12 protein-coding genes are annotated in these 16,348 nt (G+C 52.1%); all 12 read right to left on the bottom strand.

Going from position 1 to position 16,348, the window contains the following annotated elements; translation table 11 throughout:
• Positions 1–7: 7 nt before the first annotated feature.
• Entirely contained in the window at positions 8–301 is a 294-nt protein-coding gene (locus PJE062_RS07235; RefSeq protein ID WP_008547868.1) for a 50S ribosomal protein L23, read from the bottom strand.
• Positions 301–918 carry a 50S ribosomal protein L4 gene (rplD, locus tag PJE062_RS07230; protein WP_008547526.1) on the bottom strand — a complete coding sequence of 206 codons (618 nt, stop codon included), beginning with the start codon at positions 916–918 and terminating at the stop codon, positions 301–303. Before rplD ends, PJE062_RS07235 begins: the two co-directional genes overlap by 1 nt.
• The gene (gene rplC, locus PJE062_RS07225) at positions 918–1,634 is read right to left on the bottom strand and encodes a 50S ribosomal protein L3 (protein WP_014286298.1); all 717 of its coding nucleotides are present in this window, start codon (positions 1,632–1,634) and stop codon (positions 918–920) included. Before rplC ends, rplD begins: the two co-directional genes overlap by 1 nt.
• A gap of 21 nt (positions 1,635–1,655) precedes the next feature.
• On the bottom strand, positions 1,656–1,964 hold the full coding sequence (rpsJ, locus tag PJE062_RS07220; protein WP_008547405.1) for a 30S ribosomal protein S10: 309 nt from the start codon (positions 1,962–1,964) through the stop codon (positions 1,656–1,658).
• Positions 1,965–2,033: 69 nt separating this feature from the next.
• Entirely contained in the window at positions 2,034–3,209 is a 1,176-nt protein-coding gene (gene tuf, locus PJE062_RS07215) for an elongation factor Tu (RefSeq protein ID WP_008547473.1), read from the bottom strand.
• A 48-nt stretch (positions 3,210–3,257) separates the two neighbouring features.
• Entirely contained in the window at positions 3,258–5,333 is a 2,076-nt protein-coding gene (gene fusA, locus PJE062_RS07210) for an elongation factor G (RefSeq protein ID WP_008547931.1), read from the bottom strand.
• A 24-nt stretch (positions 5,334–5,357) separates the two neighbouring features.
• Positions 5,358–5,828 (bottom strand): 30S ribosomal protein S7, encoded by a 471-nt coding sequence (gene rpsG / locus PJE062_RS07205; protein ID WP_008547975.1) that lies wholly within the window; start codon positions 5,826–5,828, stop codon positions 5,358–5,360.
• A 16-nt stretch (positions 5,829–5,844) separates the two neighbouring features.
• The gene (gene rpsL / locus PJE062_RS07200) at positions 5,845–6,216 is read right to left on the bottom strand and encodes a 30S ribosomal protein S12 (RefSeq protein WP_008548005.1); all 372 of its coding nucleotides are present in this window, start codon (positions 6,214–6,216) and stop codon (positions 5,845–5,847) included.
• A 651-nt stretch (positions 6,217–6,867) separates the two neighbouring features.
• Entirely contained in the window at positions 6,868–7,203 is a 336-nt protein-coding gene (locus tag PJE062_RS07195; protein WP_244421324.1) for a regulator, read from the bottom strand.
• A gap of 78 nt (positions 7,204–7,281) precedes the next feature.
• Positions 7,282–11,484, bottom strand: a complete 4,203-nt coding sequence (gene rpoC / locus PJE062_RS07190) for a DNA-directed RNA polymerase subunit beta' (protein ID WP_008547643.1) — start codon at positions 11,482–11,484, stop codon at positions 7,282–7,284.
• Between the two features lie 101 nt (positions 11,485–11,585).
• On the bottom strand, positions 11,586–15,728 hold the full coding sequence (gene rpoB, locus PJE062_RS07185) for a DNA-directed RNA polymerase subunit beta (protein ID WP_008547999.1): 4,143 nt from the start codon (positions 15,726–15,728) through the stop codon (positions 11,586–11,588).
• 202 nt (positions 15,729–15,930) lie between these two features.
• Complete coding sequence (gene rplL / locus PJE062_RS07180; protein WP_008547926.1) at positions 15,931–16,302, bottom strand: 50S ribosomal protein L7/L12; 372 nt, start codon at positions 16,300–16,302, stop codon at positions 15,931–15,933.
• Between the last annotated feature and the right edge of the window lie 46 nt (positions 16,303–16,348).

Below are 16,348 nucleotides of genomic sequence, written 5' to 3'. Positions count from 1 at the left end.
CTACCCCTTAAAGACCGGTCGTCACGTCGATGGACTGACCATCTTCCAGAGTGACCACAGCTTTTTTGAAGTCGTTCTGCTTGCCGACAACACCTTTGAAGCGCTTGGTTTTACCCTTGCGAACCAGTGTGTTGACTGCTTTGACTTTAACGCCAAACAGAGACTCAACAGCTGCTTTGATTTCCGGTTTAGTTGCGGTGAGAGCAACTTTGAAAACAACCTTGTTCTCTTCAGAAGCAAAAGTAGCTTTCTCAGTGATCACCGGAGATACGATTTTGTCGTAGTGAACGAGCTTGCTCATTAGAAGCGCTCCTCCAAAGCTGCAACTGCCGCTTTGGTCAGGACAAGCGTATCACGACGAAGAATGTCGTAAACGTTGATACCCTGAACTGGCAGTACATCTACGAGTGGAATGTTGCGAGTAGCCAAACCGAAGTTTGCATCTACTTCTGCACCGTCCACGAACAACGCACTGGTCAAACCGAGAGAACCGAGCTGTTCTTTCAGAGCCTTGGTTTTGGCTTCTGCTGCTTTTGCATCTTCAACAATATAGAGATTGCCGGAAGCTGCTTTTGCAGACAGGGCATGTTTCAGACCCAGAGCACGAACCTTCTTAGGAAGATCGTGAGCGTGTTCACGCACAACTGGACCAAATGCCTTACCACCACCACGGAACTGAGGAGCTTTACGGTTACCGTGACGTGCGCCGCCAGAGCCTTTCTGGCGTACGAATTTTTTGGTGGTACCGTTTACCTCTGAGCGACCCAGAGATTTATGAGTACCAGCCTGGCGCTTTGCAAGCTGCCAGCGAACAACGCGCTGGATCAGGTCAATACGTGGCTCGAGACCGAAGATCTCGTCAGACACTGTGATCGAACCCGCAGCTTTGCCGCCGAGGGTTTTAACCTCGAGTTCCATCACTCACCTTCCTTCCCAGCTTCAGCCGCTGCAACAGCAGAGTTCTGACGGAATGCACCTGGTACAGGAGCGTTCTCTGGCAGAGACTTCTTAATTGCATCACGAACCAGGATCCAACCGCCTTTAGAACCAGGAACGGAACCTTCAACCATGATCAGACCACGTTCTACGTCAGTACGTACAACTTTCAGGTTCTGAGTGGTGACGCGTTCTGCACCAAGGTGACCGGCCATTTTCTTGCCTTTGAACACCTTACCTGGATCCTGACACTGACCGGTAGAACCGTGCGCACGGTGTGAAATAGACACACCATGAGAAGCGCGACCACCACCGAAGTTGTGACGCTTCATCGCACCAGCAAAGCCCTTACCGATAGAGGTGCCGGTTACATCCACAAACTGACCGTTAAGGAAGTGGTCAGCAGTAAGCTCAGCACCAACTTCGATCATGTTTTCTTCAGAAACACGGAACTCAGCGAGTTTGCGCTTAGGCTCAACCTTTGCAACTGCAAAGTGGCCACGCATTGCGCGGTTCGTGTTCTTAACTTTTGCTGCACCTACGCCCAACTGAAGCGCAGTGTAGCCGTTCTTTTCTGCCGTCCGGTGAGCAACAACCTGACAGTTGTCTAGACGCAGTACTGTAACGGGCACGTGTTCACCTGCCTCGTTATAGATACGGGTCATACCCACCTTCTGTGCGATCACTCCAGAACGCATTACTGTGTCCCCTTGCCGCACTTAGAGCTTGATCTCGACGTCAACGCCAGCAGCCAGGTCGAGCTTCATCAAAGCATCTACTGTCTGTGGTGTTGGATCGACGATGTCGAGAAGGCGCTTATGAGTGCGCATTTCGAACTGATCGCGGCTCTTTTTATCAACATGCGGTCCGCGAAGTACGGTGTACTTCTCAATCCGCGTCGGCAACGGAACTGGCCCACGCACTTGCGCGCCGGTCCGTTTCGCCGTGTTCACGATTTCCTTAGTGGAAGCGTCAAGAACACGGTGATCAAACGCCTTCAGGCGGATCCGAATATTCTGACCGTTCATGACTAATCCTTAACTGAGTAAGGCGACTGCGGTTCAACATAAAGTCGAACCGCAGCCCAAACTCAATTCTTATTCGATGATTTCAGCTACAACGCCAGCGCCGACGGTACGACCGCCTTCGCGGATAGCGAAGCGCAGACCATCTTCCATAGCGATTGGCACGATAAGTTCAACTGAAACAGCAACGTTATCACCAGGCATCACCATTTCTGTGCCTTCTGGCAGAGAAACAACACCAGTCACGTCAGTTGTACGGAAGTAGAACTGTGGACGGTAGTTGGTGAAGAATGGGGTGTGACGACCACCTTCTTCTTTGGTGAGGATGTATGCCTCAGCTTTGAACTTGGTGTGAGGAGTAACGGAACCTGGCTTACACAGAACCTGGCCACGCTCAACTTCTTCACGACCAACACCACGGATCAGTGCACCAATGTTGTCGCCAGCTTCACCCTGATCGAGCAGCTTGCGGAACATTTCAACACCGGTAACAGTGGTTTTAGCTGTTTCTTTGATGCCGACGATCTCAACTTCATCACCAACGTGGATGATACCGCGCTCAACGCGACCGGTAACAACGGTACCACGACCGGAGATGGAGAACACGTCTTCGATTGGCATAAGGAATGCCTGATCGCGTGGACGGTCTGGAGTTGGGATGTACTCGTCTACTGCAGCCATCAGTTCAGCGATTTTCTCGGAACCAATGTTTGCATCGCGATCTTCCAGAGCTGCAAGAGCAGAACCAGCGATGATTGGAATATCGTCGCCTGGGAATTCGTAGGAAGACAGAAGTTCACGAACTTCCATTTCTACGAGCTCGAGAAGCTCTTCATCGTCAACCTGGTCAACTTTGTTCATGAAGACAACCAGTGCAGGAACGCCAACCTGGCGTGCAAGCAGGATGTGCTCACGAGTCTGTGGCATTGGGCCATCAGCAGCGTTAACAACGAGGATCGCGCCGTCCATCTGCGCAGCACCGGTGATCATGTTTTTCACATAGTCAGCGTGGCCTGGGCAGTCAACGTGTGCGTAGTGACGAGCGTCGGTTTCGTACTCAACGTGCGCTGTGGAAATGGTGATACCACGTGCGCGCTCTTCAGGAGCACCATCGATTTCGTCATATGCTTTGAAGTCACCGAACTGTTTGGTGATCGCAGCGGTCAGAGTAGTTTTGCCGTGGTCAACGTGGCCAATTGTGCCGATGTTGACGTGCGGCTTATTACGCTCAAATTTTTCTTTTGCCATCGGATCTCTCCGTTCTCTCTTGAATCCCTTTGACTAATTGTGGTGAGGTTAGGCGTATTTCGCCATAACCTCGTCAGCAACAGCCTGCGGGACTTGGTCGTAATGATCGAACACCATGGAATACTGCGCACGTCCTTGGGACATGGAACGTAGGTTGTTTACGTAGCCAAACATGTTAGCCAGCGGAACCATAGCAGTGATAACGGTCACGACACCGCGGTTTTCGGTACCAGCAATCTGTCCACGACGGGAATTCAGATCACCAATCACGTCACCCATATAGTCTTCTGGAGTGACAACCTCAACCTTCATGATAGGCTCGAGAAGCTTTGGACCTGCTTTAGCCACAGCTTCGCGGAAACCTGCACGACCTGCGATCTCAAACGCGAGCACAGAAGAGTCAACATCGTGGTAAGCACCATCGGTGAGTACCGCTTTAATGTCGACCATCGGGAAGCCAGCGAGTGGACCGGAAGACATGACGGATTCGATACCTTTGGAAACACCAGGGATGTATTCCTTAGGAACGTTACCGCCAACGATCGTGTTATCAAACGCAAAACCAGCACCGATTTCATTCGGCTCGATTGAGAGTTTGATGCGAGCAAACTGACCAGTACCACCGGACTGCTTCTTGTGGGTATAATCCACATCTGCAGGCTTGGTGATGGTCTCACGGTAAGCAACCTGAGGTGCACCGATGTTTGCCTCAACCTTGAATTCACGCTTCATGCGATCAACAAGGATATCCAGGTGAAGTTCACCCATACCAGCAATGATGGTCTGGCCGGATTCTTCATCTGTCTTAACGCGGAAGGACGGATCCTCAGCAGCCAGGCGGTTCAGGGCGATACCCATCTTCTCCTGGTCACCTTTGGTTTTAGGCTCTACAGCGATCTCGATAACCGGATCAGGGAACTCCATGCGCTCCAGGATAACCGGCTTGAGAGGATCACAAAGAGTATCACCAGTGGTGGTGTCCTTCAGGCCTGCGATAGCCACGATGTCGCCTGCGTAAGCTACATCAATGTCATCGCGGGAATTCGAGTGCATCTGCATCATACGACCGACGCGCTCACGCTTACCTTTAACGGTATTCATGACAGAAGAACCTTTTGTCAGAACACCAGAGTAAATACGAGCGAATGTCAAGGAACCAACGAACGGGTCGTTCATTACCTTAAATGCGAGCATACCGAGTGGCTCTTCGTCAGAAGATTCACGTACGGTTTCTTCTTCAGTCTTAGCATCGATGCCTTTAATAGCAGGAACTTCAACTGGAGAAGGCAGGTAGTCAACAACTGCGTCGAGCAGAGGCTGAACACCTTTGTTCTTAAATGCGGTACCGCAAAGCACAGGAACGAATTCACCAGCGATGGTACCTTTACGGATCAGCTCCTGAAGCTTTTCAAAGGATGGCTCTTCGCCTTCCAGGTAAGCTTCCATTGCTTCTTCGTCGACTTCAACTGCAGTCTCAACCAGCTTGTCGCGGTATTCAGCAGCCTGGTCAGCAAGGTCCGCAGGAATGTCCAGCTCATCCCAGCTTGCGCCGAGAGCTTCACCATTCCAAACCAGTGCCTTCATCTTCATCAGGTCAACAACGCCCTGGAACTCGGACTCAGCGCCGATTGGCAGCTGCAGGCAGAGTGGGGTTGCGCCAAGACGCTTCTCGATCATTTCTACACAGCGGAAGAAATCAGCACCGAGCTTGTCCATCTTGTTGACGAAGATCATGCGTGGAACGTTGTACTTGTCAGCCTGACGCCATACGGTCTCAGTCTGAGGTTCAACACCAGCGTTCGCATCCAGAAGAGCAACAGCGCCATCGAGCACACGCAGGGAACGTTCAACTTCAATAGTGAAGTCAACGTGACCTGGGGTGTCAATGATGTTCAGGCGCTTGTCGTTCCAGAACGCAGTGGTAGCAGCAGAGGTAATGGTAATACCACGCTCCTGCTCCTGCTCCATCCAGTCCATGGTAGCAGCACCATCATGAACTTCACCGATCTTGTGGGACTTACCTGTGTAGTACAGAATACGTTCTGTAGTAGTCGTCTTACCAGCATCAATGTGTGCCATGATGCCGAAGTTACGGTAGTCCTCGATTTTGTGCGTACGTGACATAGCGTCAGCCTCTATCTAGACAGATTACCAACGGTAGTGCGAGAACGCACGGTTAGCTTCAGCCATCCGGTGGGTGTCTTCGCGCTTCTTAACGGAGTTACCACGGTTGTTAGCTGCATCAAGCAGTTCGCCGGAAAGACGACCAACCATTGTGGTTTCGTTACGACCGCGAGCTGCAGAAATCAGCCAGCGGATAGCAAGTGCCTGACGACGCTCTGCACGAACTTCGACTGGAACCTGATAGGTTGCACCACCAACACGACGGGAGCGAACTTCTACCTGTGGCATAACGTTTTCGAGCGCCTGATGGAACATCTCGAGTGGGTTAGCCTTAGCTTTAGCTTCGATCGCGTCGAATGCACCGTATACGATGCGTTCTGCGGTGGATTTTTTACCATCGAGCATTACTGCGTTCATGAACTTAGTAACGATGATGTCTCCGAACTTTGGATCCGGAATAACTTGGCGCTTTTCAGCGGCGTGACGGCGGGACATATCGGTCTATATCCTATTATTTCGGACGCTTAGCGCCATACTTGGAACGACGCTGTTTACGATCTTTAACACCCTGGGTGTCAAGAACGCCGCGGATGATGTGGTAACGAACACCTGGCAAATCCTTTACACGACCACCACGGATCATGACAACGGAGTGCTCTTGCAGGTTGTGACCTTCACCCGGAATGTAACCAATAACTTCGAAACCGTTGGTGAGACGGATCTTAGCCACTTTACGAAGCGCTGAGTTTGGCTTCTTAGGAGTGGTGGTATAAACGCGAGTACACACGCCGCGCTTCTGCGGGCATGCTTCCATCGCTGGAACTTTGTTCCGCTTCGCCGGCACCTGGCGCGGCTTGCGGATCAACTGGTTGATCGTTGGCATAATTTGCCCTTTAACTACTTTTGCTCTTCGACCGGACGCAGTTTCTGGTAGACATACGCACGCGCACCAAGTCCACGAACAAAACATCCGCGGAGGGCGCTGCGAAACCAGAGGACCACGGACAGGTCCGCGGTCTTGCATTCGACTTGTATTCGCCTTTGAACCCGACAGCGTTTAAGCTTCAGTACTCCGAGGCGAGGCGCCTCAGGAGAAGGACATTGCTTACTGCCTGCCATAAGGTTGCGCGGAAACTACTCATCAAGACACTGTTCGTCAAGTCCCTTCCAAGAGATTCTTGGCCGAAGACTCTCAGATTCATGCGGTGTATCCCAAGATTCAGGCAATTTCAGCTATTTCCTCGCAAAAGACCCCAAAATTTGGAAGCGCTTAAGTGTTCATTTCAGTTTGACTCTGAAGATTAAAAGGAAGTTAAGCACATCCCTACTCTGACTCATCGTCACCTGCCCAAGCCATTTGATTCTTATGGCTTTAACCGGATTTCAATTAGCCACTTAAGTGCAAATACTGCACCGGCAACACACCGCCTTGTCCCCTCTCCCCCAAACACAAAAAAGGAGAGGTCGCCCTCTCCTTTTCAAAAATCCAAAATCGGATCACTCACATCACTTTAAAGCGTAATGCCGACACACCTTAGAAGGTGATGACGGAGACGTTGCCAGCCAGCGCATCTTTGTAAGGCTGCACGAAGAACTCTTCCTCCGGAACCTCAGTGATATATCCGAGCTGATCCAGAGCTGCATCCGCATAACCCTGTTCACCCAGCGCTTCCACTGCACGGCGAACGGCACCATCATCATCCGGCGCAGTCACCATGACATGGAATGGAACACCATCTTCTTCTTCGCCGTCTTCCTCTTTCCAGGCACGACCCATGATCAGGTAGACAACTGGAGGAGTGTCTTCGCCGTTTTCGATTTCGTTCAGATCAGACATCTTATTTCCTTCATCGCGGATCGGCATACTCATCTAAATCACCAATCACGCATCAAAATGGAAAAGCCGCCCCGAAGGGCGGCTTCACCGGAATTGTATTTTACCGAACCATTAGAACTGTTCGCCGCGGCTGAAATCTTCCAGCATGGAGTCCGCAGTGTTTGCAGTTGAAGCTGCACGGCGGGCATCCTGAATGAGATCATCACGCAGGGTCGCGATCTTGCGAGTGCGGTTCATCGCTCCGCCTGTACCCGCTGGGATCAGACGACCAACGATCACGTTCTCTTTCAGACCATCCAGAGGATCGATCTTACCGAAGACAGCTGCCTCGGTCAGAACGCGAGTTGTCTCCTGGAACGATGCAGCAGAGAAGAACGAACGAGTCTGCAAGCTTGCTTTGGTGATACCCAGCAGAACTGGAACACCCTTAGCAGGGTCACGTGCATTATCGATTGCACGCTGGTTTGCTTCTTCGAAGTCGATCTTATCAACCTGCTCACCAGAGAAGAACTCTGTTTCGCCCGGATCGGTGATCTCAACTTTCTGGAGCATCTGACGAACAATCACTTCGATGTGCTTGTCGTTAATGCCCACGCCCTGCAGACGGTAAACTTCCTGGATCTCGTTGACGAGGAAGGCAGCCAGTGCCTCAACGCCCTTAATCGCCAGAATGTCATGCGGTGCCGGATTACCGTCGATCAGGTATTCACCCTTCTCGATGGTGTCACCTTCCTGCAGGTGGAAGTGTTTGTTCTTCGGAATGAGGTACTCAACAGGCTCCAGGCTCTCATCGGTAGGATCGATGATGATACGGCGCTTGTTTTTGTAGTCTCGGCCAAAGCGGATCGTACCGTCGGTTTCAGCGATAATCGCGTGATCCTTCGGACGACGTGCTTCGAACAGTTCCGCAACACGTGGCAGACCACCGGTAATGTCTTTCGTCTTCGCAGATTCCAGAGGAATACGTGCAAGAACGTCACCGGCAGAAACCATGTCGCCCGGCTGAACGGACAGAATTGCGTCAACGGAGAGCAGAGAACGTGCATCGCCACCGCGAGCCAGCTTCTTGATCTTACCGTTTTCGTCCTGAACAACCATCGCAGGTTTCAGATCAGCACTACGCTGAGCAGAACGCCAGTCAATGACCACACGCTTGGTGATACCGGTCGCCTCATCGGCGGTTTCCTGAACAGACGCACCATCCACCAGATCTTCGAAGCCCACACGACCGGAAACTTCGGTCAGGATCGGACGGGTGTATGGATCCCATTCGGAAATACGGTCACCACGCTTGATGGTGTCGCCTTCGTCAACGAAGACCTTACCACCGTAAGTTAGACGGTGAGAAGAACGCTCGTTGCCGTCACTGTCGACAATCACAACAGACATGTTACGTGCCATGACGATGTTGTTGCCGTCAGAGTCGCGAACCACGTTGCGGTTACGGATTGTCACAGTACCTTCGAAGTTGGATTCGATGAAGGAGCTGTCAACAACCTGTGCCGTACCACCAATGTGGAACGTACGCATGGTCAGCTGAGTACCAGGCTCACCAATGGACTGCGCAGCGATAACACCAACAGCCTCACCGATATTCACCGGAGTACCGCGTGCAAGGTCACGGCCATAACAGGTCGCACATACACCGGTCTTGGTTTCACAGGTCAGCACGGAGCGGATCTTGACCATCTGAACCTTGGCAGCTTCAATCTGCTCAACGTCCTTCTCGTCAATCAAACGTCCCTTAGGAACGATCACTTCACCGGTCTTGTTGTTGACCACGTCTTCTGCAGCCGTACGGCCCAGAACACGCATACCAAGGGTCGCGATCACGTTACCAGCATCAACGATCGGCTGAACAGTGATGCCACCTTCGGAACCACAGTCAACTTCAAGAATGATGCTGTCCTGTGCCACGTCAACCAGACGACGGGTCAGATAACCGGAGTTCGCAGTCTTCAACGCCGTATCGGCAAGACCCTTACGGGCACCGTGGGTGGAGTTGAAGTACTCGAGAACCGACAGACCTTCTTTAAAGTTCGCGATAATCGGGTTTTCGATGATGGAGCCGTCCGGCTTCGCCATCAGACCACGCATACCACCTAGCTGCTTCATCTGTGCTGGAGAACCACGAGCACCGGAGTGAGCCATCATGTAAACAGAGTTCATCTGCTTCTGACGACCTGTGTCCTCTTCGAACTCGGTCGCAGAGATGCGGCCCATCATTTCATCAGCAACTTTGTCGGTACATTTCGCCCAGGCGTCAACAACCTTGTTGTATTTCTCGCCCTGGGTGATCAGACCGTCATTGTACTGCTGCTCGTATTCAGCAACCATCGCCGCGGTGTCATCAACCAGCTTCGCCTTGGTGCCAGGGATAACCATGTCATCCTTACCGAAGGAGATACCAGCGCGACATGCGTTCTTGAAGCCCAGCTGCATAACGCGGTCACAGAAGATGACTGTCTCTTTCTGACCACAAGCACGGTAAACCGTGTCGATCATCTTAGAGATTTCTTTCTTCGTCATCAGCTTGTTACAGACGTCAAACGGAACTTCGAAGTGCTTAGGCAGCAGCTCTGCAATCATCAGACGACCTGGAGTGGTCTCATAGATTTCAGAGGTTGGGTTGCCCAGCTCATCAACAGTCTTGAAGCGGCCACGGATCTTGGAGTGAACAGTGATAACACCGTTCTCAAGCGCGTGATGCAGCTCACCCATGTTACCGAAGGCCATGCCTTCTCCTGGCTCACCTTCTGCCATGATGGACAGATAGTAGAGACCAAGAACAATATCCTGAGACGGTACGATGATCGGACCACCGTTCGCCGGGTGCAGAATGTTGTTGGTAGACATCATGAGAGTACGGGCTTCAAGCTGCGCTTCCAGTGAAAGCGGAACGTGAACAGCCATCTGGTCACCGTCGAAGTCAGCGTTAAACGCGGAACAGACGAGCGGGTGCAGCTGGATTGCCTTACCTTCGATCAGGGTTGGTTCGAATGCCTGAATACCAAGACGGTGAAGCGTAGGCGCACGGTTCAGAAGAACTGGGTGCTCACGGATCACTTCATCAAGGATATCCCAAACTTCCGGACGCTCTTTTTCAACGAGCTTCTTCGCCTGTTTAACAGTGGAAGAATAGCCCTTCGCGTCAAGACGGGAGTAGATGAACGGCTTGAACAGCTCAAGCGCCATCTTCTTAGGCAGACCACACTGGTGCAGCTTCAGTTCAGGACCCACGGTAATAACGGAACGACCGGAGTAGTCCACGCGCTTACCAAGAAGGTTCTGACGGAAACGACCCTGCTTACCCTTCAGCATGTCTGAGAGGGACTTCAGAGGACGCTTGTTTGCACCCTGGATCACACGGCCACGACGACCGTTGTCGAACAGCGCATCCACGGACTCCTGAAGCATACGCTTTTCGTTACGGATAATGATATCCGGCGCACGCAGTTCAATGAGACGCTTCAGACGGTTGTTACGGTTGATCACACGACGATAAAGATCGTTCAGGTCAGACGTCGCAAAACGGCCACCGTCCAGTGGAACCAGCGGACGAAGATCCGGTGGAATGACTGGAACAACAGTCAGGATCATCCATTCAGGACGGTTTCCGGACTCGATGAACGCCTCAACAACCTTCAGACGCTTAGCCAGTTTCTTAGGCTTCAGCTCAGTAGTCGCTTCTGCGATTTCCTGACGGATCTTTTCAGATTCACGCTGAAGATCCATGCTTGCAAGGATCTCGCGGATCGCTTCAGCACCGATCATAGCAGTGAAGCTGTCTTCACCGTATTCGTCCTGAGCAGCAACATACTCTTCTTCAGAAAGCAGCTGACGCAGCTTCAAAGGAGTAAGGCCTGGCTCAATAACAACGTAGTTCTCGAAGTACAGGATGCGCTCAAGATCCTTAAGCGTCATATCCAGCAGCATGCCGATACGGGATGGCAGCGACTTCAGGAACCAGATATGCGCAACAGGAGCAGCAAGCTCAATGTGGCCCATACGTTCACGGCGTACACGGGACAAGGTGACTTCAACGCCACACTTCTCACAGATAACGCCTTTATATTTCATGCGCTTATACTTACCGCACAAGCACTCATAGTCCTTGATAGGACCGAAAATCCGAGCACAGAACAGCCCGTCGCGCTCTGGCTTGAAAGTTCTGTAGTTGATCGTCTCCGGCTTTTTGATCTCACCGAACGACCAGGACAGAATTTTCTCCGGGCTGGCGATCGAGATGCGGATATGATCGAAGGTCTGTGCGGGAGCCTGTTGATTGAACAGGTTCATGACCTCTTGCGACATCAGCTCTCTCCTAAAATGCGCGGTTTGGGGAGCGTGCTAGTTAGCAGGCTCCCCTCTTCCGGCATGAATACATGACTTACAGCGAAATACCTTGAAAGGTCTTATTCCGCGGCATCGATTGCTTCAGCGTCATCATTGGTCGAATGACGCGGTTCCTTATCCTGCAACTCGACATTGAGGCCCAGGGAACGCATTTCCTTGACGAGAACGTTGAAGCTCTCCGGAATGCCCGCCTCGAATGTGTCGTCACCCCGGACGATTGCTTCGTAAACCTTGGTACGACCAGCCACGTCATCAGACTTAACTGTGAGCATTTCCTGCAAGGTGTACGCTGCGCCATAAGCTTCAAGCGCCCACACTTCCATCTCACCGAAGCGCTGACCACCGAACTGTGCCTTACCACCCAGCGGCTGCTGAGTAACAAGAGAGTAAGGTCCGATAGAACGCGCGTGGATCTTGTCGTCAACCAGGTGGTGAAGCTTGAGCATGTAGATGTAACCAACAGTGACCTGACGGTCGAACTGCTCACCGGTACGTCCGTCAAACAGAGTTGACTGACCGGATGGCTTCATCTCAGCGATGTTCAGCATGTCAACAACGTCTGGCTCACGTGCACCATCGAAGACCGGAGTCGCGATGGAAACGCCATGACGCAGCTGCTCACCAAGTTTCGCAATGCCTTCGTCGTCGTATTCTTTAACCGGCTCACCCTTCAGGTTATCGCCGTAGATTTCGACAACTTTGCCGCGGAGCTGTTCGATCTCGCCAGACTTACGATATTCATCGTAAAGCTCGCCGATCTTCTGGCCCATGCCGGCACAAGCCCAGCCAAGGTGCGTTTCAAGAATCTGACCAACGTTCATGCGGGACGGCACGCCCAGTGGGTTCAGAACAATGTCCACGTGCTGACCATCCTCGAGGAATGGCATGTCTTCACATGGATTGATCTTGGAGACCACACCTTTGTTACCGTGACGACCAGCCATCTTATCGCCTGGCTGAATCTTACGCTTAACCGCAACGAAGACCTTAACCATCTTCATTACGCCAGGTGGCAATTCATCACCACGCTGCAGCTTCTCAACCTTGTCGATGAAGCGCTGCTCAAGACGCTTACGGCTCTCGTCATAAGAACCACGAAGCGCTTCCAGCTCGCTCATCAGCTGCTCGTCTTCGACAGCAAACTGCCACCACTGAGAACGTGGGAACTCGTTCAGAACGTTTCCGTCGATCTCAACACCCTTGCGGAAGTTCTTCGGACCACCAACAGCCACATGACCCATGATCATCTCAGCCAGACGGCCATAGACGTTACGGTCAAGAATTGCCTGTTCGTCGTCACGGTCTTTCGCAAGACGTTCAATCTCTTCGCGCTCGATAGCCATTGCGCGTTCGTCTTTTTCAACACCGTGGCGGTTGAATACACGAACTTCAACAACAGTACCGACAACACCTGGAGACAGACGCAGGGATGTGTCACGAACATCAGAAGCTTTCTCACCGAAGATCGCACGCAGAAGTTTTTCTTCTGGTGTCATTGGGCTTTCGCCCTTTGGAGTGATCTTACCAACGAGAATGTCGCCTGGTTTCACCTCAGCACCAACATACACGATGCCAGCTTCATCGAGGTTCTTCAGCGCTTCTTCAGAAACGTTAGGAATATCGCGAGTGATTTCTTCAGGGCCAAGCTTCGTATCACGCGCCATCACTTCGAATTCTTCGAGGTGGATAGAGGTGAATACGTCATCGCGAACGATGCGCTCGGACAGAAGGATGGAATCCTCGAAGTTGTAGCCGTTCCAAGGCATGAATGCGACCATAACGTTACGGCCAAGCGCCAGATCACCCAGATCAGTCGAAGGACCGTCTGCAATGATATCGCCCTTGCGAACCCGGTCACCCACGTTCACCAGCGGACGCTGGTTGATACAGGTGTCCTGGTTGGAACGCTGGAACTTCATCAGGCGGTAGATGTCTACGCCGGACTTGGAAGGATCCAGATCTTCCGTTGCACGAATAACGATACGTGTTGCGTCAACCTGGTCAACCACACCGCCGCGACGTGCGCCGATAGCAGCACCAGAGTCACGAGCAACGATTGGTTCCATACCGGTACCAACAAATGGAGCCTGCGCACGAACGAGCGGCACAGCCTGACGCATCATGTTGGAACCCATCAGTGCGCGGTTCGCATCATCGTTCTCAAGGAACGGAATGAGCGACGCAGCAACGGAAACCAGCTGCTTAGGAGACACATCCATCAGATCAACGCGGTCAGAGGTGACCAAGATGTTTTCACCTGCGTGACGACACTGAACCAGGTCGTTCACGAAGCTACCATCTTCGTTCATCTCAGCGTTTGCCTGAGAAACGTAGTACTTGCTCTCTTCCATAGCGGAGAGATAGACAACGTCCTTGGTCACTTTACCGTCAATCACGCGGCGGTATGGGCTTTCAATGAAGCCATACTTGTTCACACGCGCAAAAGTCGCCAGTGAGTTGATCAGACCAATGTTCGGACCTTCCGGTGTCTCAATCGGACAGATACGACCGTAGTGAGTTGGGTGAACGTCGCGAACCTCAAAGCCTGCGCGCTCACGGGTCAAACCACCTGGGCCAAGCGCTGAGAGACGACGCTTATGCGTGACTTCAGAGAGTGGGTTGGTCTGGTCCATGAACTGGGACAGCTGGGAAGAACCGAAGAACTCGCGCACAGCAGCCGCAGCAGGTTTTGCGTTGATCAGATCCTGAGGCATCACAGTGTCGATCTCAACAGAGCTCATACGCTCCTTGATCGCACGTTCCATGCGCAGCAGGCCAACACGGTACTGGTTTTCCATCAGTTCGCCAACAGAACGAACACGACGGTTGCCAAGGTTGTCGATGTCATCGATTTCGCCGCGACCATCACGCAGGTCAAGCAGCAGGCCGATAACAGATAGGATGTCTTCCTTACGCAGAACACGAACAGTGTCTTCACACTCAAGGTCAAGACGCATGTTCATCTTCACGCGACCAACAGCAGACAGGTCGTAGCGCTCAGCATCGAAGAACAGAGACTGGAACATAGCCTCAGCTGTTTCGAGGGTTGGCGGCTCACCAGGACGCATCACGCGGTAGATGTCAAACAGAGCACCTTCGCGGCTGTCGTTCTTGTCGGCTGCAAGTGTGTTGCGGATGTAAGGACCAACGTTAACGTAGTCGATATCCAGAACAGGAAGATCGTGGTAGCCACGCTCGATCAGCTCGTGGAGCAGCTTTTCAGTCAGCTCTTCACCAGCTTCAGCGTAGATCTCACCGGTACCCATGTCGACAATGTCTTCAGCAAGGTACTGGCCGTACAGATCCTCATCAGTGCCCTTCAGGGACTTAACGCCCTTTTCAGTCAGCTGACGGATTGTACGAGCGGTAATTTTCTTACCAGCTTCTACAACCACTTCACCGGAAGCAGCATCAACCATGTCGTTGACGGCTTTGGTGCCCTTCAGACGAGCGCCATCAAACGGAACAGACCAGCTGTTCTCGCCGGAGCGAACGTAATCGATACGCTTGTAGAAGGTGTTCAGGATGTCTTCGCTGTCCAGACCAAGCGCCATCAGCAGGGATGTCACTGGGATCTTACGACGGCGGTCGATACGTGCGTGGACAATGTCCTTCGCATCGAATTCGATGTCGAGCCAGGAACCACGGTAAGGAATCACACGTGCGGCAAACAGCAGTTTACCGGAAGAGTGGGTCTTACCTTTGTCATGGTCGAAGAATACACCCGGGGAACGGTGCATCTGAGACACGATAACGCGCTCTGTACCATTGATCACAAAGGTACCGTTATCGGTCATGAACGGAATATCGCCCATGTAGACATCTTGTTCTTTGATGTCTTTAACCGATTTTGCGCCAGTATCTTCATCCACATCAAACACGATGAGGCGAAGCGTCAGCTTCAGTGGCGCAGCGTAAGTCATATCACGCTGGCGGCACTCTTCCACATCATACTTTGGTGCTTCAAATTCGTAATCTACGAATTCAAGAAGGGAATTGCCTGCAAAATCCGAAATGGGGAATACGGACTTAAATACGGCCTCTAGGCCTTCGTCAACGCGGCTATCTTCTACCTTATCAACTTGCAAGAATTGGTCATAAGACGCCTTCTGCACTTCGATAAGATTTGGCATAGCCGCTACATCGCGGATGGATCCGAAGTATTTACGGACCCGCTTGCGACCGTTGAACGTCTGCGTCATTGTCGCTCCTCGTATCACTCAAGGTGACGGTTCAGAAAAACGACGCCCTGCACCTGGCAGAAAACGTAGCTTCTCAGAACCGTCCACTAAAGGCACCTTGCGGCACCCTCCCCCGTCGGGACGTTTACCCCGGCCGGGAAACCCGCCAGGGTACGGAAAAGGTCCCGGATCGCTCCGGGACCAATATCTGAAGAACTCAGGATTACTTGAGTTCTACTTTTGCACCAGCTTCTTCGAGCTTCTTTTTCAGCTCTTCAGCTTCGTCTTTTGCTACGCCTTCTTTAACTGGCTTTGGAGCGCCTTCTACGAGCTCTTTAGCTTCTTTCAGGCCAAGACCGGTGATAGCACGTACTTCTTTAATTACGTTGATCTTCTTCGCGCCAGCGTCAGCCAGGACAACGTCGAATTCAGTCTTTTCTTCAGCAGCAGCAGCTTCGCCGCCAGCAACAGCAGCAACAGCTACAGGAGCAGCAGCGGAAACGCCCCACTCTTCTTCGAGCATTTTGGACAGCTCAGCAGCTTCCATAACGGTCAGTGCAGAGAGTTCTTCTACGATCTTTGCGAGATCAGCCATTTTTCATTACCTTGTTGTTCGAACCGTTTTCGGTTTTGACAAAAAT

The organism is Pseudovibrio sp. JE062, from assembly GCF_000156235.1.
Classification (GTDB): Bacteria; Pseudomonadota; Alphaproteobacteria; order Rhizobiales; family Stappiaceae; genus Pseudovibrio.
This window is presented reverse-complemented; position numbering and strand designations above follow the sequence as displayed.